General features: G+C 44.5%; 15 protein-coding genes. 9 read left to right on the forward strand and 6 right to left on the reverse strand.

What is annotated here, in order from left to right; translation table 11 throughout:
- Positions 1-59: 59 nt before the first annotated feature.
- From ACFSRY_RS13715 to ACFSRY_RS13735, 5 genes are all read right to left on the reverse strand, one after another.
- Positions 60-2,450, reverse strand: coding sequence for an ABC transporter permease (locus tag ACFSRY_RS13715; RefSeq protein ID WP_377508610.1), 2,391 nt, complete (start codon positions 2,448-2,450; stop codon positions 60-62).
- Between the two features lie 94 nt (positions 2,451-2,544).
- Entirely contained in the window at positions 2,545-4,938 is a 2,394-nt protein-coding gene (locus ACFSRY_RS13720) for an ABC transporter permease (protein ID WP_377508614.1), read from the reverse strand.
- Between the two features lie 51 nt (positions 4,939-4,989).
- Positions 4,990-7,395 (reverse strand): ABC transporter permease, encoded by a 2,406-nt coding sequence (locus ACFSRY_RS13725; protein ID WP_377508617.1) that lies wholly within the window; start codon positions 7,393-7,395, stop codon positions 4,990-4,992.
- A 255-nt stretch (positions 7,396-7,650) separates the two neighbouring features.
- A complete protein-coding gene (locus ACFSRY_RS13730) occupies positions 7,651-8,364 on the reverse strand; it encodes an ABC transporter ATP-binding protein (protein ID WP_377508620.1) in 714 nt (237 codons plus the stop codon).
- Between the two features lie 59 nt (positions 8,365-8,423).
- On the reverse strand, positions 8,424-9,674 hold the full coding sequence (locus ACFSRY_RS13735) for an efflux RND transporter periplasmic adaptor subunit (protein ID WP_377508624.1): 1,251 nt from the start codon (positions 9,672-9,674) through the stop codon (positions 8,424-8,426).
- Positions 9,675-9,981: 307 nt separating this feature from the next.
- On the opposite strand from ACFSRY_RS13735, the gene ACFSRY_RS13740 reads away from it, so the two are divergent.
- On the forward strand, positions 9,982-11,361 hold the full coding sequence (locus tag ACFSRY_RS13740) for a sigma-54-dependent transcriptional regulator (RefSeq protein ID WP_377508629.1): 1,380 nt from the start codon (positions 9,982-9,984) through the stop codon (positions 11,359-11,361).
- Complete coding sequence (locus tag ACFSRY_RS13745; RefSeq protein WP_377508633.1) at positions 11,351-12,724, forward strand: sensor histidine kinase; 1,374 nt, start codon at positions 11,351-11,353, stop codon at positions 12,722-12,724. The genes ACFSRY_RS13740 and ACFSRY_RS13745 overlap by 11 nt, the downstream gene beginning before the upstream one ends.
- Here the strand turns inward: ACFSRY_RS13745 and trxA are convergent.
- Positions 12,721-13,026, reverse strand: coding sequence for a thioredoxin (gene trxA / locus ACFSRY_RS13750; RefSeq protein WP_377508636.1), 306 nt, complete (start codon positions 13,024-13,026; stop codon positions 12,721-12,723). The two genes, ACFSRY_RS13745 and trxA, sit on opposite strands and share 4 nt — an antisense overlap.
- A gap of 147 nt (positions 13,027-13,173) precedes the next feature.
- Here trxA and ACFSRY_RS13755 point away from each other — a divergent pair, with 147 nt between their 5' ends.
- The 7 genes from ACFSRY_RS13755 (at position 13,174) to ACFSRY_RS13785 (ending at position 17,961) form a co-directional block, all read left to right on the forward strand.
- Entirely contained in the window at positions 13,174-13,500 is a 327-nt protein-coding gene (locus ACFSRY_RS13755) for a hypothetical protein (RefSeq protein WP_377508639.1), read from the forward strand.
- A complete protein-coding gene (locus ACFSRY_RS13760; protein ID WP_377508642.1) occupies positions 13,500-14,162 on the forward strand; it encodes a hypothetical protein in 663 nt (220 codons plus the stop codon). Before ACFSRY_RS13755 ends, ACFSRY_RS13760 begins: the two co-directional genes overlap by 1 nt.
- The gene (locus ACFSRY_RS13765; protein ID WP_377508645.1) at positions 14,159-14,938 is read left to right on the forward strand and encodes a sensor histidine kinase; all 780 of its coding nucleotides are present in this window, start codon (positions 14,159-14,161) and stop codon (positions 14,936-14,938) included. The genes ACFSRY_RS13760 and ACFSRY_RS13765 overlap by 4 nt, the downstream gene beginning before the upstream one ends.
- A gap of 28 nt (positions 14,939-14,966) precedes the next feature.
- The gene (locus ACFSRY_RS13770) at positions 14,967-15,386 is read left to right on the forward strand and encodes a response regulator (RefSeq protein ID WP_377508648.1); all 420 of its coding nucleotides are present in this window, start codon (positions 14,967-14,969) and stop codon (positions 15,384-15,386) included.
- A gap of 154 nt (positions 15,387-15,540) precedes the next feature.
- Complete coding sequence (locus tag ACFSRY_RS13775; RefSeq protein ID WP_377508651.1) at positions 15,541-15,831, forward strand: HNH endonuclease; 291 nt, start codon at positions 15,541-15,543, stop codon at positions 15,829-15,831.
- Positions 15,832-15,896: 65 nt separating this feature from the next.
- Entirely contained in the window at positions 15,897-16,958 is a 1,062-nt protein-coding gene (locus ACFSRY_RS13780; protein ID WP_377508654.1) for a DUF6687 family protein, read from the forward strand.
- Positions 16,959-17,103: 145 nt separating this feature from the next.
- Positions 17,104-17,961, forward strand: coding sequence for a universal stress protein (locus ACFSRY_RS13785; RefSeq protein ID WP_377508657.1), 858 nt, complete (start codon positions 17,104-17,106; stop codon positions 17,959-17,961).
- Positions 17,962-17,989: the final 28 nt, after the last annotated feature.

Here is a 17,989-nt window from a genome sequence, read left to right on the forward strand (position 1 = left end):
CTATCAGTCCCGAAGCCTTTCACCTAAACAAACAACTAATCATATTTACAAACAACTCATTATTCTGTGCGAAGCGCCTTCACCGGGTCGGTCATGGCTGCTTTTGTGGCTTTATAGCTTACAGTAAGTATAGCTATTGCCAATGCAACCAATCCTGATAATACAAATACCCAGACACTGACAGGGGTGCGGTAGGCAAAGTCCTGCAGCCATTGCTGCATACCGTACCAGGCAATCGGACTGGCAATTAGTATGGCGATACAGACCAGCATGGCAAAATCTTTTGAAAGCAGCACCACTATAGCAGATACTGAACTTCCCAATACCTTGCGGACACCAATCTCCTTAGTGCGCTGCTCAGCGGTGAAAGAGGCAAGGCCAAACAATCCCATACAGGCAATGATGATGGTTAGGGCTGCGAAGTAACCGAAGATGGTCAGCATCTTTTCCTCTGCCCGGTACTGCTCATTAAAGCTGTCGTCGAGAAAGAAGTAATCCATAGGGTGAGAAGGAGCGAATTTGGCCCATGTTTCCTGTACATGTGCCATGGACTCATCAAAATTGCCCGGAGTAATACGTGCCATCAGGTATCCGCTGGTTTGCGGTGCCAACATGATCACGAGTGGCTCAATCTTGTTGTGCAATGAAGCATAGTTGAAGTCTCGCACTAATCCCACTACTTTTCCCGCTGTCGTGTCAGAGAAGCCTATCCGCTTGCCGATAGGGTCTTCCCATCCTAATGCCTTGGCAGCAGCCTCATTTATGATAAAACCATTTTCCAGGTCTGTACTCATTTCTCTTGAGAAGTTTCTGCCAGCCTTCACCGGAATATCCATCAGGTCCAGGAACTCATAGTCTACCCAGATGCTGTTCATCGTTTTCTCTGCCATAGCATTATTCCGCTCCACATTAAAAATAATTACCCCAGTGGTTTCTCCAGGAATCATAGCTGTGGTGGTAGCATCAGTTATATTAGGGTTCTTCTGAAGTTCTGCCTTTATAACCGGCATTTTATTTACAAGAGTTGTATCACCGCTCGGAATATCCACTACTAACACCTGCTCTTTTGTAAAGCCCAGATCCTGGTTTTTCAGGTAATGCATTTGGCTGTATACTACTACAGTACCAATAATCAGGACCAAGGAAATCGTAAACTGTAACACCACCAGACCCTTGCGGAACAAAGCACTGCCACTGGTTGGCGTCTGGCCCTGCTTCAGAATATCAGCAGGCTTAAAATGAGAAAGCACGAGTGCCGGATAGCTTCCTGCTACCAATCCTATAAATAGAGCGATAACCAGTACTGTAACAGCTATTCCCGGTTCAGTGAAATAACCTGACGGTATATTCTTATCAGCTAAACTGTTAAAGGTAGGAAGCATTAGCTCTACCAGCAGTAAGGCAATGAGCACAGCAATTAAAGTAAGCAGAACTGATTCACTCAAAAACTGCATGATCAGCTGTGGACGGTTTGCTCCAACCACTTTGCGTAAACCTACCTCTTTCGCGCGTTTAGCTGAGCGTGCGGTAGCCAGGTTCATGTAGTTAATTGAAGCAATTAGCAGGATGAAAATTCCTACAAGGGAGAAAATGTAGATGTAAGACTTTTTACCTACAGGAAAAGCTTCCCAGAGATAATCCGTGTTCAGGTGAATTTCCGGCAGCGCCTGCAGGTGGAGCTCCACCCGTTCTGTCGTGTTGCCACGGGCTGGTGCAATGCGTCTTGCAACAAATTCAGGAAGCTTGGCCTGTAAGCCTGCAGCATCTCCTGCATTTCGCAGTAAAACGTAGGTATAGCTGTTTGTACCAAACCAATTTGATCTGAAGTTCTGCCTCACTTCAGCAGGTATGGTACTAAAAGAGGTAAGCACATTGGGCCGCATATGAGCTGCATCAACAGGCTCAAACACTCCTGTTACCTTATAAGTCTGTGTGCCTATGCGGAAGGTGCTGAACATAGCTTGCATAGGATCATCAAAAAACTTTGCGGCAACATCCTTGGAGATAACCATGGTGTTTGGGTCCTGCAGGGCAGTTTTTGGATTACCTTCGAGCAGCTTATAGTCGAAGATCTGGAAGTAGTTACTATCTGCCCAAAACGTGTTTTCGACTGTTATGGCTTTTTCACCTAGTCTTAAAACCTGTTTGTTTCTGTTGATCATCCGCACGGCAGTTTCGATCTCCGGGAAATCGGCTGCCAGACCCGGTGCAAGGGCAGGGTGAGTTACGGAAGCTTTTTCAACTTCATCCTCTACAATCAAATCATTCACGACACGATAAGTTCTGTCATGCCAGGAGAAATACTTGTCATAGCTTAGCTCATGCTGCACATAAAGGTAAATCAGAATACAGGAAGCGATGCCTAAAGCCAAGCCTACAACATTGATGGCCGCATACACTTTATTCCGTGTCATGTTACGCCAGAAGATGAGCAGATAATTTTTAAACATAGGTTTAGGTACTTTAGGTGATTAATTTTAATCAGGTTAAGCAATGGCACGCCGCCAGATTCGCTCGCAAAGGTTGTTTTGCTGTTCTTGAGCCTTACTGCGCTCTTAAAGTTTTAACAGGATCTAAGGATGCAGCTTTCAGTGCCTGATAACTCACAGTTAAAAGGGCTACGGCCAATGCAATAAAGCCGGCAATAACGAAGATGATCCAATTTAATTCTGTTCTATAGGCAAAGTCCTGGAGCCACACATTCATACCATACCAGGCAATTGGGCAGGCAATCAGAATGGCGATACAAACCAGTATGGCAAAATCTCTGGAAAGCAGCACCACAATTTCAGATACTGAGCTACCCAATACCTTGCGGATACCTATCTCCTTGGTGCGTTGCTCGGCGGTGAAAGAGGCAAGGCCAAATAATCCCATACAGGCAATGATAATGGTAAGCACAGTGAAATAGCCAAAAATAGTCAGCATCTTCTCCTCTGCCCGGTACTGCTTATCAAAGTGCTCATCCAGGAAATAGTATTCCATAGGATGCTTTTGGTCAAAAGTAGCCCATTTCTCCTCTACAAAAGAGAGGGTAGACCTGACGTTTTCAGGAGCAATACGCACTGTCATGTAACTGGCCCAACCCTCCGCTGGATATATCATCAAAGGGTCGATTTTGTGGTGAAGTGACTGGTAGTGGAAATCTTTCACTATGCCGATCACTGTTACATCTGTATCGCCTATCTTTATTTTTTTACCAACCGGGTTCTCCCAATTCAAGTGCCTGGCCGTAGCTTCGTTGATCATAACTGAGTTCAGGTCACCAGGGTAGTCTTTGCTGAAAAAGCGGCCATCTACAAGTTCTGTCCCTAACAGGTCCATAAAGCCAAAGCCTACCCAGATAGAGTTAAATGAACGCTCCTGGTAAGCCCCATCTTTAGGAAATAAGAAGAGAGAAGTTCCTATTCCACTGCCAGGTATATAAGTGGTGGAAGCTGCTTGTTTGATGTTTGGATTCTGGAGCAACTCTTCCTTTATGCTTGTAAGGTGATTCGTCACGGAGGTATCGCCAGGCTGTATTGCTATGACTAATACCTGATCTTTGTTGAATCCCAGGTTTGAGTTCTTCAGGTAGTTCATCTGGCTGATCACAATCAGTGTGCAGATAATCAGTGCGATGGAAATAGAAAATTGTGTTACTACCAGTGTCTTCCGCAGAAGACCACTACCACTGCTTGGGCTTTTGCTTCCGCTAAGTACAGTTATCGGTTTAAAACCGGACAGGAAGAAAGCCGGATACCCACCAGCTAATATCGTAATAAGTACTACCAGCCCCAGGAGCCCTAGTATAAGTTGACTGGATATGAGTGTGGAGTGAGTAATGTTTTTCTCCGTTAGCAGGTTAAATGTTGGAAGCAGGAATTCTACCAATGCAAGTGCGAGCACTGTGGCAATCAGGGTCATGAGCAATGACTCGCTTAAAAACTGCCACAACAGTTGATTTCTGTTAGCTCCGACTGTTTTGCGTAAGCCTACCTCATGCGCGCGCTTGGAAGAACGTGCGGTAGCAAGATTGGTGTAGTTAATACAGGCGATCAATAATACAAAAACAGCTACAAAACCAAAGATATAAAGGTTGGTCAGGTTTCCTGGAGGAGTAGGATCTCCTGGTACACTGGCTTTTAAATGAATGTCAGTAAGAGGCTGCGGGAAAAAAGATACCTGAATGTTCATGTTATCTTTTTTTATTATCGGCCCCATTACCTGCTCCCCAAAGTTGCTGACAGCATTATAGAATTCCTTCTGTTGCTTAGGGTCTTTCAGCAGGGCGTAAGTGTAAGTGTGGTAAAAATGCCACCCTTGCTCTTTCTCAGCCATTGTTTCTTTACCAAAAGAGGACATGGAAATCAAGCCCGTAAACTTTAAGTGAGACTGCTTTGGGTTCTCAATAACTGCCGTTACCTCTAAAGGGCGCTTGCTGGTGCGTATCTGTTTGCCCATGGCATTTTGTGCGCTACCAAAAAGCTTTTCTGCCATTTCCCTTGTAAGTACTATGGTATTGGGGTCCTGTAATACTGTACCAGGGTTGCCTGCTATAAATTCATGCGAGAAAATATTAAAGAAGGTGTCGTCACTAAAATAAAGGCCTTCAACATTCAGCATCTTGTTGTCATCATACCACACGGTTTGTTTTGACGTTCCCTGGAGCCTTACAAAAGCTTCTATGTCGGGGTACATTTGTGCCAGGGCAGGTCCAACACCATAAGGAACAGTGCTTGTTTGCTGCTCATCTCCCTGCATGGAAATGGTACTGGCTATTTTGTAAATGCGATCTGACTTATCAAAATGCTTGTCGTAGCTCAGTTCATCCTGTATGTAGAGTGTTATAAGTATGCAAGAGGATATACCTATGGCCAGCCCAATGATATTAAGGGCTGTGTAGACCTTGTTGCGGAGCAAGATCCTCCAGAAAATGAGCAGGTAGTTATTTAACATAGTTTTATCTGTTAGGTCGTGGGTATGAGTTATGTATTTTGGTAGAGGTCATTACACTTTAATTGCTTTTACCGGATCCAACAGCGCTGCTTTAACAGCCTGAAAGCTCACAGTCACCAATGCAATCGTTAAAGCCAATATACCTGCCGCTACAAAAATCCACCAGCTTAGGTCAATGCGATAGGCAAAATCCTGTAGCCATTTGCTCATGCCGTACCAGGCAACAGGAATGGCCAGTACAATGGCAATCAGAACTAACAAAGCGAAGTCTTTTGATAATAGCAACACAATACTGCCCGTTGAGGAACCCAGTACTTTGCGTATACCGATCTCTTTAGTGCGTTGCTCTGCCGTGAAGGAGGCAAGTCCAAATAATCCAAGACATGCAATGATGATGGTTAGGGCTGCGAAGTAACCGAAGATGGTTAGCATCTTTTCCTCAGCACGGTACTGTCTGTCAAAGAACTCATCCATGAAGAAATATTCCATCGGGTGCTTCTGGTCAAACATGCGCCACTGCTCTTCTACAAAGCTTATTGTTGCGGCTTGATTTTCTGGAGATATACGGGCTATGAGATAGCCAGGAGATTGCGGTGCAAGTACCATAGCCAACGGTTGCACCTCAGAGTGCAGCGAAGAAACGTGGTAATCTTTTACCACGCCAATGATCTGTGCGTTACCGTCACTAACAGCCCGGTCACCGGTTTTTACCTTTTTACCTATGGGATTATCCCAACCCAGCCATTTTGCGGCAGCTTCATTGATGATGATTCCGGATCCCTCATCTGTTTTAATATCACGCGAGAAGTTCCTGCCTTCCTTCAACTCGATGCCCATCACAGGTATAAAATCATAGTCTACTGCTAAAAGGTCGATGACTTTCTCTACCATTTTCCCTTTCTGTTCTACCAGCATGAGCGCGCGGTTCAGCGATTCAGCAGGTATGCTATATGAGTTAGAAACCTGCTCAATATTCGGGTGCTGCTCAAGTTTCTGTTTGATGATGGGCAGGCGCTGCACTAAAATAGAGTCTCCGCCAGGAATATCAATTACAAGCATCTGCTCTTTCTTGAAACCCAGGTCAGTGTTTTTCAGGAAGTGCATTTGCGAGAACACTACAATCGTTCCAACAATCATAATGAGCGAAATGCTAAACTGAAGCACCACAAGGGTTTTACGCAATGTTGCACTGCTGCCTTTGGGCTGCCTATCTGATTTTAATACATCGGCTGGTTTAAAGGAGGAGAGAAAGAAGGCAGGGTAACTGCCTGCAGCCACACCAACCAAAAGCATGATAGCCAACAGCACTACTATGAACTGCCACTGCAGAAAGAAATCGGATGTGAACTGCTTTTCAGTGAGGTTATTAAAGCTTGGAATTAATACCTGAACCATTGCAATTGCCAACAGCACAGCGATCAAAGTGAGCAGAACTGACTCCCCCAGGAACTGACGTATGATCTGGCCCCGAAATGCGCCCACTACTTTTCTTAATCCTACTTCTTTGGCGCGTTTAGATGAACGGGCTGTAGCCAGGTTCATATAGTTGATACAGGCAATCAGTAACAGGAAAATGGCCACAGCACTGAACACATAGATGTAAGACATGTTGCCGTGTGGAGATAAGTCGTGGCTATAGCGGGTTTCGAAGTGAATATCTTCAAGAGGCTGGGCCACAAACTTCATCTGGGCGTTCAGGTTATTTTCCTTTATCCACGGATTTACTTTTGTTTCGGTAAGGTTATCAAGCTGTTGCTGAATACTTGGTACCTGGTCCTGACCCCTTAGTAGCGCATAAGTATAGTTGTTGAGGTTAAACCATTGGTTGGTACGCTCTTCCGGCGATATTTTGCTGTCTAACGTGGAGCGGGAAAGAAGACCTGTAGCGGCAATGTGTGAATGGCCCTCATTTCTATAAACACCTGTTACAGTATAGGAGTCGCGGCTGAATTTGAGTATTTCGCCCATCGCCTGTTCAACACCGCCGAAAAATTTTACAGCCAGTTCTTCTGTAAGAACAATGGTTCTGGGCGCATTCAGGGCTGTTGCCGGATCACCAGCTAACAGCTCATAGTCAAATAGATCGAAGAAGGAACTGTCAGCAAAAAGCAGCTCTTCCTCTGTAAAGCTCTGATCTTCGTACCAGATGGTTTGCTTACCTGCTCTGGTAAACTGAGTCACGTTCTCAACATCCGAAAACTCTTTCACTGCATTTGCAAGAGGCAGAGGTGTTACTGAAAAGTCATCCTGCTGGCCCTCAAATATTACATGACCTACAACACGCACGATACGCTCAGACTTGCTAAAGTTACTCTCATAGCTCAGTTCATCCTGCACATAAAGGAAGATGAGAATACAAGAGGCAATACCTGTTGCTAACCCAATGATATTGATTGCGGAGTAAATTTTATTCCTGTAAAGATTGCGGACAGCTATTTTAAAGTAGTTCTGGAACATAATAGATGTAATGAAAAGGATATGATGTTCTGGATTGATTTACTTGCGCTACTTCCTGATAAGAAGTCCCTTCACCATTGTCTCCGTTCAACCAGTACCAGGTAAAGCTTAGGTATGGTCACTGGCTTTGAGCTCCTTTTCTATCATTGGAAACTGGAAAAGGAGCTCAGTTGCATCGTATTGTTAGCTCTCTTATGAAGAGAGCCTCAGAATCAACTCATTAATGCCATATAAAGCGCCTGCAGAGTGTCAACCTTAAAGTAGTTCCGCCGCGTGTCTCTTCACGTTGATATTCTCTGTCACAATCTGTCCGTCGAACAGGTTTACAATGCGGTGCGCATACTCAGCATCAGAAGGTGAGTGAGTTACCATCACAACTGTAGTACCTGCATCATTCAGCTCCGAAAGAAGGGACATTACTTCACGGCCATGCACAGAGTCAAGGTTACCCGTAGGTTCGTCGGCAAGGATAAGGGCTGGATCAGAAACTGTTGCACGCGCAATCGCTACACGCTGCTGCTGACCCCCTGAGAGCTGCTGAGGGAAATGGCTGCGGCGGTGTGCAATACCCATACGCTCCATTGCTTCCTGTACGCGCTTTGTGGTCTCTGCTTTAGACACACCCAGATAAGCTAATGGTAGTGCAATATTTTCCTCCACGGTCAACTCATCAATCAGGTTAAAGCTTTGGAACACGAAGCCAAGATTTTCTTTGCGCAGCTTGGCTCTCTGGCGCTCAGAGGCACGGCTGATATCCTGGCCAAGGAATCTGAAGGTTCCGTCGCTAGGGGAGTCAAGCATACCTAAAATGTTAAGAAGAGTAGATTTGCCACATCCTGATGGACCCATAATGGCTACGAACTCACCTCGCTTGATATTCAGGTCAACCCCTGCCAGCGCAGTCGTTTCTACAGTATCTGTCACGTATTTCTTCTGCAGGTTCTTGGTTTCAATTACTAGTTCTTCCATGTCTTATTTAATTTTTTTTGAATTGAGTTTCTATTGATTCTTTTATGTTTCAGTGATTTCTATTTTAACTCCAGCCTGTCAATTTCCCCGTAGCTGTCGTAGGAGGAGAGTACTACCTTCTCGCCTGGCTTCAATCCGCTTAGCACTTCGTAGTGATTAGGGTTCTGCCGGCCTAGTTTAATTTCTCGTTTCTCTGCAAACTCTCCAGTCTCATTTACAACAAATATCCAGTTACCACCTGTGCTCTGGTAGAACCCTCCGCGTGGCACAAGAACAGCTTTCCCGCCATCGTTCAGGTTAAGTTTGATCTGGAGTGTCTGACCACGGCGGATACCTTCTGGTGCACCGTCAACGAACTCCATATCAACCTGGAAAGTGTTGTTCTGTACTTCAGGGATAACTTTAGTGATAGATACCTTATGAGTTTTGCCGTTAAAATCGAAGGTGCCGTTAAGTCCTGGATAAACTCTGGAAATATAGTGTTCATCAATTCTGGATCGTACCTTGAAACCGTTCGTGTCATCAATCTGGCCAATGTTTTCACCTGGAGATTTAGACTCGCCTACTTCAGCTTTCAGAGTAGACAACTGTCCGGTAATAGGGGCTACTACATATAAGTTATTTAAGGTGTTGCGAGCCATGTTGATGTTTGCCTCCATCCTTTTGATAGACTCGTCAAGCTGCTTTAAGCGGTCATCCATCAGTTTAGCATCCTGCTTCACAGAGCGATCAGCCAGGGTCTTGCGCTTGCTCAGGTAGTTGAATTCATCTTTAGAAGCTTCAAATTCCTCCTGTGGAATTACCTTCTCAGCTATAAGCATTTTATTGCGCTCGTACTTTCGCTTGGCAAGTGCAAGGCTGTAGTCTATCTCAGCAAGTTCATTCTCTTTTCTGATCAGGTCCTGCTTCATGGTGATCTCTGAGTTCTGGCGCTCGTTCATGAGGTCATAAAGCTGTGTCTCACGGGTCATGAAGTCGATCTGGAGCGTTGTATTTGATAACTTTAAGATCGTATCACCCTTCTGCACCATTCGGCCATCATCTGTATAAATCTTATCTACACGGCCTCCTTCTGTAATATCTAGGAAGAACGTGTTAAGAGGTTCCACAGAGCCGTCAACCGCAATAAACTCCTGGAACATACCCTCCTGCACATTTCCGATGGTTACACGCTCACTGTCCACATTCAATTTAGAAGTGTGCTCTGCGAAAAGCAGGTTGTAGATAATAAGCACAAGCACAAGGGCTCCTCCGGCGATGAGGATAATCTTTTTTGGAGTATACTTTTTCTTTTCAATTACGCGATCCATAGTGATTTATAAGTGGTAAGTATAGCTTTTTTCATAGTCTTGGCAAGTGAATGCCAATAAGTGTGCCACTAAAGTTAATGTGTTGATTAACAGTGTTTTATGATTGGTGTTGGAGCTGGGTTCGGGAGTAGGTTGTTCGTTTACGGACACTAAAGTGTCTGCTAGCGAACAGTCTTTAGAGAAAGGTGGGTAAACATCTGTTTTAAGTGTGGAACAGTATGCGTATACTTAGCGGACGTACTGGATATTTATAACTAAAAAAACGTAAGTTTACATATATGCTTTTAATTAATGCTCTGAAGGAAATATGAGTAAAGACCCGTGTAAGATACTATTGGTTGATGATGAAGAAGACATTCTGTTGGCTGGTAAATTGCTGCTAAAGCAACATTTTGCCTCTGTTATCACAACTTCTGACCCTTATCGGATACCTGGCCTGCTACAAGAAACTGATTTTGATGTTGTGCTGCTGGATATGAATTACAGCACAGGTGCAACCTCCAGTAAAGAAGGGTTTCATTGGCTAAAGCAGATTTTGCAGCTATCTCCTAAAACTCAGGTTATACTCATGACTGCCTATGGAGACATAGAGATGGCTGTAAGAGCACTGAAGGAGGGGGCAACTGATTTTGTGTTAAAGCCATGGCAGAACGATAAGCTGCTGGCAATACTCAGGACTGCCTGTCAGAACAAGTTAGGCTTGAAGAAGCGTAGTGCCGAATCCGCTGAAAACAATAACACCGCCTACCATTATGACGGATTTATTGGAGTTTCGCCGGCGATGCAACGTGTATACCAGACTATTGATAAAGTAGCCCGTACAGAGGCGAATGTGTTGATATTAGGTGAAAATGGCACAGGAAAAGAAGTTGCAGCGCGGGCACTGCATCGTAAATCCAAAAGAGCTGATAATGCTTTTGAGAAGGTAGATTTGGGAGCTGTAAGCGAAACCTTGTTCGAAAGTGAGTTGTTTGGCCATGCAAAAGGAGCTTTTACAGATGCAAAAGAGGATAGGATTGGCAGGCTTGAAGCAGCAACAGGCGGGACATTATTTCTGGATGAAATAGGAAACCTTTCTCACTCTTTGCAGGCAAAGTTGCTAACCGTGTTGCAAAGCCGGCAGGTAGTCAGGTTAGGCACTAATAAGCCAAGGCCTATAGACATACGATTGATATGTGCCACTAACATGCCGGTATACGACATGGTAAAGGAGGGAGCCTTCAGGCAAGACTTACTTTATCGGATAAATACCGTCGAAATACACTTGCCACCACTCCGCGAGCGCAGGGAGGATATTAAATTGCTGATAGAGCACTTTCTGCGCGTGTATTGCGAGAAATATGACCGGCCAAATCTTGGCATCAGCAGCAGTACGATTAGGCGTTTAAGTGAATACCACTGGCCAGGTAATATTCGCGAGCTGGACCATGCCATGGAACGCGCTGTTATTCTTTGTGACGGAGATGAACTACACCCTGACGATTTTTACCTGGCACCAGGTGGGGCGCCACAGCATAGCCAGAGGGTGGAGGTCTTTTCAGAAAATGAATATACCTTAGAGGCCCTTGAGAAAATGATGGTGCAGAAAGCACTGGTAAAACACTCCGGCAATATTACACATGCCGCGAAAGAGCTTGGCATTACCCGCACTGCCCTCTATAGAAGGATAGAGAAGCATGGTCTATAATAGCTTTCGGCTCAACCTGCTTTTTCGTCTGCTACTACTGATTGTGGTAATAGTGGCATTGCTGCTTATTTTATACCGCACAGACTGGTATGTAACTGCTTTTTGCCTGCTTCTGCTGGTACTCTTCCAGGTATATGATCTTCTGTATTTTGTAGAGCGCACGAACCGTGATTTAAGCAGTTTTCTGGAAGCAATGCGTCATTCTGACTTTACACAGCGCTTTGCTACTAAGAGTAAGACGTCCTCATACCATAAGCTTTATCAAAGTTTTAATGAAATATCCGAGGCTTTTCAAAAAGTAAAGACAAGAGAGCAGGCAAATTACCATTACTTGCAGACTATTGTAGAGCAGGTTGGGGTAGGTATAATTACCTTCGAGGAAGAAGGGGATATACGGCTGGTAAACCAGGTAACGAAGGAGATGTTTCATGTCCCCTACCTTAAAAATATTCAAGCGCTGGAGCGGGTAAGTCATGACTTAGTGCATGCTCTCAGAACAACCGGGCACAATGAAAAGGCCCTTGTGACAGTGCAGCTCGGGCAGGACCAGCTGCTTGTAAACGTGCATGTAACAGAGATGGTGTCACAGGGGCGTAAACTTAAAACAGTTACGTTTCAGAACATTCAGTCGGAGTTGGAGGAACAGGAGCTACAGACCTGGCAGAAAGTAATCAGGGTGCTTACGCATGAGATAATGAACTCTGTTACCCCGGTTATTTCCCTTACTTCCACTGTATCAGATCTCTTAGAGCAGGAGGTAGAGAAGTACAAGGCAGGAGAAAATCTGGACGAAGAGGTGTTACAGGATATGCAGGACGCTCTCCACACAATTGAGAGACGGAGCACAGGGATGCAGAGCTTTGTTAAGAACTACCGACGCCTGATGCGTTTGCCTCTTTCAGAATTACGGCCTGTTGTGATCAGTAGCTTGTTGCGTAATGTGCACCAGTTGCTGCGTTCTCAGATGGAATCGAATAAAGTAAGCCTGAAAATGTATCTTCCTGATGAGAAAATAGCTGTGATGGCGGATGAAGAGCAACTAGAGCAGGTGCTCATTAACCTGATTAAAAATGGGATGGAAGCCTGCCAGGCTGTGGAGCAACCTTGTGTGGAGTTGACAGCTTACTTGTCGGAGCACGATAAGGACAGGATGCGCATCGATATTACAGATAATGGACCAGGAATTCCGGAAGATGTACTCGATAAGATCTTTATTCCATTTTACACCACCAAAAAGAAAGGTTCTGGCATTGGGTTAAGTCTCTCCAAGCAGATCATGCGCCAGCACGGAGGTTCTATCCGTGTTAGCTCGCAACCCGGAGAAACCACTTTCAGCCTTCAACTAAAAATCATGAATGCCTAAAGATACTGCTGGATTACCTGTGAGAGCTGATGGGCAGGCATGGCTCCTGACTGCCGCCATACTTGCTGGCCTTTGTGGAAAAGGATGAAAGTGGGCACACCCTGTACTCTGAATTGAGATGCAGCTGCCTGATTGCTATCAATATTCACCTTAACTACTTTAAGTTTACCATTGTACTCGCTGGCTAACTGTTGGATTACCGGATTCATGGTTTTACATGGTCCGCACCAGTCGGCGTAAAAATCTACGAGCACAGGCATGCCTGGACTGTTGATAATCTCCTGGAATGATTTTTTTGCCATAGTCTGTTATGTTGGGCAATTTGTTATTCCTCTTTTACGACTAATAGGACAAGAGTTGTTGCACTGGTAGATTTACATCAAGATGAGATTTTTTATAAATACATATTTCAATATATTTAAAGCATCACACAACTAACATAAACAATCATGCCTAGATTTGATGGAACCGAAGGTGCACCTATAGCGCTGGACCAGGCTGCCTCCTGGACAGCGAATTATCGTAGAAACGCAGCTGCAGGTGAAAACGGTGTTGTAATTAAGGGGCACTTTTATGGTAAAGATATTCTTCAGAAGATCTTAGATCAGCCGGGCTGTATGGGCATCCGCATCTATCATGCTCGTGATGGGAGAGGACAAAGACAGCTGGTTTTAGTTGGAGCCAACGCTGAGGGGGAGGATATGGTAGAGGGAACAGTTGCTGACAGTGGTAAACTATGCCCCCCTGACTGTGTAGTGAGTGAACTAAACGGCTAATGGAATTCTTTCTTCGGAAGATTTACCCTTGGTTGGTTGAGGTCGCCTCATTAAGTTCTGTAGTACCTTTTCTGGCTGCTATTCTATTGGCATTCAAACACAAAAGCCCTCTTTTTAGATTACTTTTCGTGTATGTTTTCATTATTGTGGTCATGCAGGCTATGGGATACATACCTGTAATGTTGGGAACAACAAATAACCTTTGGGCATCACACTTCTCCGCTGTGCTGGAGTATGGTACGCTATCAGTTATATTTTATCGCAGTTTCAGCAGGCCTGTATTCAAAAAGGGTGTGGCGCTTTTTGCAATTGTGTTTACTTTGTTCAGTATCTGGAACGCCTTTTATGGTGACGGATATAGGCAAATAAATACAACTGCTATAATGATTGAGAACTCTTTGCTGATTGTTCTGATTCTGCTGTATTTTTATAAAGTAGCCAATGATATGCAGATAACTTACCTGGACCAGGATCCTGTTTTCATGCTGTGCTGCTTTCTGTTGATCTACAAGGTGGGTGCTACAATGTCTTATGCCATGTTTAATCCTGCTTTAGCTGTATCCTATGACACGGCACGTATGTGCATCTCTGTTTTATATGCTTTGATGCTCCTGTATCATCTTAGCTTAATATTAGTGCTGAAAAGAACACCTCTCAGATGAACGTTTATACACCGGTTTTCATAATTACTCCCGTGTTGTTAGCACTTGCTTTCGGCATTATCGGATTCGTGTTTCTATATCAGCGCAGAATGTTGCAGCACCAGGAGAACCTAAGGCAGTTGCAGGAGGCAAAGCAGCGCCAGATATTAGATGCTACGGTGCAGGCACAGGAGGATGAGAGAAGAAGGGTTGCCCGCGATTTGCATGATGATGTGGGTGCCATGCTGGCTTTAGTTAAACTAAATGTGCACCAGCTTAACACAAAACTGGAAGACAAAAGCAGTGGAGCCGAAGTTAAGAAGCTGCTGGATGAAGTAATAGGCAGTGTGCGGCGAATATCGCATGAACTTATGCCTGTAGTGCTGGAGAAAATGGGACTGCCACAGGCTATCGAGTCTCTCAAGCGTGCTGTACCGCTTTCTTCTGACATAGCCTTTGAATTTAATTGCAATGATAACAATAGGCGTACAGATCCTAAAATAGAGCTTTTTCTATATCGGGTAGTACAGGAGCTGCTTAACAATACTTTGAAACATGCAGGTGCCTCGCTTATAAAAGTTAATCTGGTTTTTGAGGCAGAGCAGTTACTACTGGAATACACCGATAACGGGAGAGGATTCTCTTACCAGGAGAACTTGCAGGAGCGGGGGAACAGTAAAGAAGGTCTTGGCCTGATGAACCTACAAGGGAGAGTCGCTTTATTAAGAGGTAGTTTAATTTTTGAGTCTTCACCAAATAAAGGAGCAAAAGCTTTTATTTCTGTTCCTATTTCCTAATTTTGTATCGGAATATTTTGTATATATTATGCATTTTCAGGCACTTACACTTGCCGTCGCAGATGACCATACCCTGTTCAGGAAAGGCGTGCTGGAGATACTGAAAACGTATCCTGAGATTACTGTTATTGCAGATGCAGGTAACGGTGCCGAGCTAATAGAGAAAATAGAGGGAAATCTTCCTGATGTTGTAATGCTGGACCTGGAGATGCCGGAGATGGATGGAATTGCTACTTCCCGTTATCTCTTGAGCAAATATCCCGACGTAAAGGTTCTGGTAGTATCCATGTATGGAGAGGAATCTTTGGTGGAAAAGCTGCTGGAAGAGGGTGTACACGGATATCTGTTAAAAAGCTCTGAACCAGAGGAACTGCGGGAGGCACTGCAGACTTTGAAAAGCGGTAACGGTTACTTTTCTCACACCATTAAAGATGGCTTACATTTCTAAAAAGCAACAAACGCTTCAGCTGCTTTAATCCGTATCGTAGCTGTGTCTTTACATTTATTCTCTTCAAACTTTTTTTAAGATACTTTTCTGACGTGCTTTAAACCCAATTTATTGTCTATCTGTTAAAATAACGAGGATATGACGGATAAAAGGAATGGCAAAAAAGCAGGAAGAATTAATATGCGAACTTTGTGAGCGTGATGTACATAGCTTGTCCCGGCATCACCTGGTACCACGTGAAGAAGGCGGGCGCTATGGGCCTACCGCCGAACTGTGCCAGCCATGCCATAGTACAATCCATTTAAGCTTAAGTAACCGAGAGCTGGCAGTAAATTTTAACTCAATTCCCGCACTAAAGCAGGCGGAGCCGCTCCAGAAATACCTGAAGTGGGTAAAAGGGAAGCGTATTGAGCGTATCTCAAACAGGCGGAGTAGAAAAAGGTAAGTTGCTATGTCACAAAAGTTGAACGGGCTTTGCCCTACAGTCGCTTTTCTCTTTAACTTTATGCTATGCAAGAACGAGTTTACCTGCCCTTTTCAGAGGTAAAGAATCATAAAGCCATTATAGTAGATAGCACCCATCCGAATGGGTTTATGCTGTCGCACTGGAAAGGCGCTCCAACACCTGCCACCGTACGTGATGATACGAGTGCTGCCATCGTTTTAAATGCCCTGCGCCAGAACCTGCCAGAATTAAACCTTCCTTATGTTACAGCCAATCACTTTGACATTGATGGTTTTGTAGGGGTGTGGGCATTGCTGAACCCTGGTAAAGCGCTTGATAATGAAGAATTGCTGCGGCAGATGGCTCTAATAGGTGACTTTAGAGAGCTGGATCTAAATCACCCGCTTGCTGGTGAGGCTCTAAAACTGGTGTGCTGGATAAATGCTAAAGAACAGGAACTGTTCTACCGCCCTTTCGAAGCTGATGAGATGGAGGAAAAGGAAACAGAACAGTGTACCGCGAAATTCAGATATTTCTTAAGGGAGTTTAGCAGGGTTCTGCAGGATCCGGACTGGGAAAAAGGAGCATGGGAAGAAGAGGTGGGCAGCGTACTGCTTGGTTACCGGGATATGTACAAACCAGACACAAAGCTAACCCGGCATCCGGAGTCAGGCCTAATCATAATTGATACGCCTCACCCCCTTCACTACTATGCCTTATTCAGCCGTACCCGAGGCTTCGATATAGTATTAACCTGCTACGAGCAAAACCGCTATGAACTTGAGTACAAGTATACTACCTGGGTAGACATCACTTCTCGGCCCACGTTGCCTCGAATCAATATGGGGCCACTCGCTGATAAGCTTAATGAACTTGAAGAATCCGGTTACCGATGGACTTATAACTCCATTACCGATACCGGACCACTTCTCCGTTTGAACGGTGACCTGTTGAAGCGTTCAGAGATGTATGCTAACCCAACGGAGAGGCAGATATTTTCTTCCTCCATAAAGCCTGATGTGCTACAAAAGGTCGTGGCAGAATTTTATCATAAGGTATATAAGGACATTGAGCCAAAGTACAACTGGACCTGGAAAGAAATAAAAGAACTGAATAAAGGGAGCTAGCCCTGCTTCTAAACCTTGGTTATTATTGATAAAGTGGCAAAAGTCATTTTTAGAGTGGATAATTTCTATCTCTTTTGCAGTATCTCGTATACATTGTAAAAACGTGATATAATTGAGCTTCACACTATTCAAGCCAAACCTAAAAATGAAAAAGATTCTTTGCCCTACCGACTTTTCCAAAACAGCATCAAAAGCAGTGGAGTATGCCACACATATTGCCAAGCGTGCCGGTGCTCACCTTACTTTGATACATGTTGTGCATCTGCCTATTGTAGATACCTCAGAAACTGCTTTAGTGGCAAGTGAGTTGCTAGGAGAGCAGATGCGGGATGCAGGTGAAAAGCTGAAGGCACAATGCATGGTTATAGAGGAAAAGTACGGAGCTAACCGTGGTGGGGAGTTTACCTGTGACTATGTGCTAAAGGAGGCTTTGCTAACAGATGTCACGGAGCATTTGACAAAGCGGGAAGGTTATGACCTGGTGGTAATGGGCACCACGGGCTGCGACAACACAGTAGAGGAGATTCTAATTGGAAGCAATACTGAAGCTGTGATTGAGGAGGTAAAATGTCCCGTATTATCCATACCTGCTAGTGCCGAGTGGGCTGATATTACAAAAATAGTGTATGCGGTTGATTATACTTCCGACCACAAAGATGCAATGACTGAAGTCGTAGATTTTGGGAGCCTGTTCGGGGCTAACATTGATGTAGTGCATGTAGTAAAGGAAGCCAGTTCTGAGAGCAGGGCAGAGGGTGAGAAGTTCTGGAATAGTATTAAACAAGCTTATCCTGATGTACCCATGCGCTTTGAAGAAGTAGTAAGCAGACATCGGGATGAAGGGCTGAAAGATTATTTCCAGAAAGAGAACGGAAGTATTTTAGCTATTTTAAGAAGAGAGAAGGGATTCCTGCGGCAGCTTTTCTCTCAGAGTCTTGCTGAAAAAATGACCTATCAGGCTGAGGTGCCACTACTGGTGCTGCAAGGGCACAAAAAGCAATAAATAAAAAGAGCTTTACCGGAGGACGGTA

The organism is Pontibacter locisalis, from assembly GCF_042684605.1.
Classification (GTDB): Bacteria; Bacteroidota; Bacteroidia; order Cytophagales; family Hymenobacteraceae; genus Pontibacter; species Pontibacter locisalis.

What these genes read in the sequence shown, in the direction of transcription:
- ACFSRY_RS13715 (WP_377508610.1), bottom strand. Translation starts at nt 2,450, where the DNA reads ATGTTTAAAAATTATCTGCTCATCTTCTGGCGTAACATGACACGGAAT.
- ACFSRY_RS13720 (WP_377508614.1), bottom strand. Translation starts at nt 4,938, where the DNA reads ATGTTAAATAACTACCTGCTCATTTTCTGGAGGATCTTGCTCCGCAAC.
- ACFSRY_RS13725 (WP_377508617.1), bottom strand. Translation starts at nt 7,395, where the DNA reads ATGTTCCAGAACTACTTTAAAATAGCTGTCCGCAATCTTTACAGGAAT.
- ACFSRY_RS13730 (WP_377508620.1), bottom strand. Translation starts at nt 8,364, where the DNA reads ATGGAAGAACTAGTAATTGAAACCAAGAACCTGCAGAAGAAATACGTG.
- ACFSRY_RS13735 (WP_377508624.1), bottom strand. Translation starts at nt 9,674, where the DNA reads ATGGATCGCGTAATTGAAAAGAAAAAGTATACTCCAAAAAAGATTATC.
- ACFSRY_RS13740 (WP_377508629.1), top strand. Translation starts at nt 9,982, where the DNA reads ATGAGTAAAGACCCGTGTAAGATACTATTGGTTGATGATGAAGAAGAC.
- ACFSRY_RS13745 (WP_377508633.1), top strand. Translation starts at nt 11,351, where the DNA reads ATGGTCTATAATAGCTTTCGGCTCAACCTGCTTTTTCGTCTGCTACTA.
- trxA (WP_377508636.1), bottom strand. Translation starts at nt 13,026, where the DNA reads ATGGCAAAAAAATCATTCCAGGAGATTATCAACAGTCCAGGCATGCCT.
- ACFSRY_RS13755 (WP_377508639.1), top strand. Translation starts at nt 13,174, where the DNA reads ATGCCTAGATTTGATGGAACCGAAGGTGCACCTATAGCGCTGGACCAG.
- ACFSRY_RS13760 (WP_377508642.1), top strand. Translation starts at nt 13,500, where the DNA reads ATGGAATTCTTTCTTCGGAAGATTTACCCTTGGTTGGTTGAGGTCGCC.
- ACFSRY_RS13765 (WP_377508645.1), top strand. Translation starts at nt 14,159, where the DNA reads ATGAACGTTTATACACCGGTTTTCATAATTACTCCCGTGTTGTTAGCA.
- ACFSRY_RS13770 (WP_377508648.1), top strand. Translation starts at nt 14,967, where the DNA reads ATGCATTTTCAGGCACTTACACTTGCCGTCGCAGATGACCATACCCTG.
- ACFSRY_RS13775 (WP_377508651.1), top strand. Translation starts at nt 15,541, where the DNA reads ATGGCAAAAAAGCAGGAAGAATTAATATGCGAACTTTGTGAGCGTGAT.
- ACFSRY_RS13780 (WP_377508654.1), top strand. Translation starts at nt 15,897, where the DNA reads ATGCAAGAACGAGTTTACCTGCCCTTTTCAGAGGTAAAGAATCATAAA.
- ACFSRY_RS13785 (WP_377508657.1), top strand. Translation starts at nt 17,104, where the DNA reads ATGAAAAAGATTCTTTGCCCTACCGACTTTTCCAAAACAGCATCAAAA.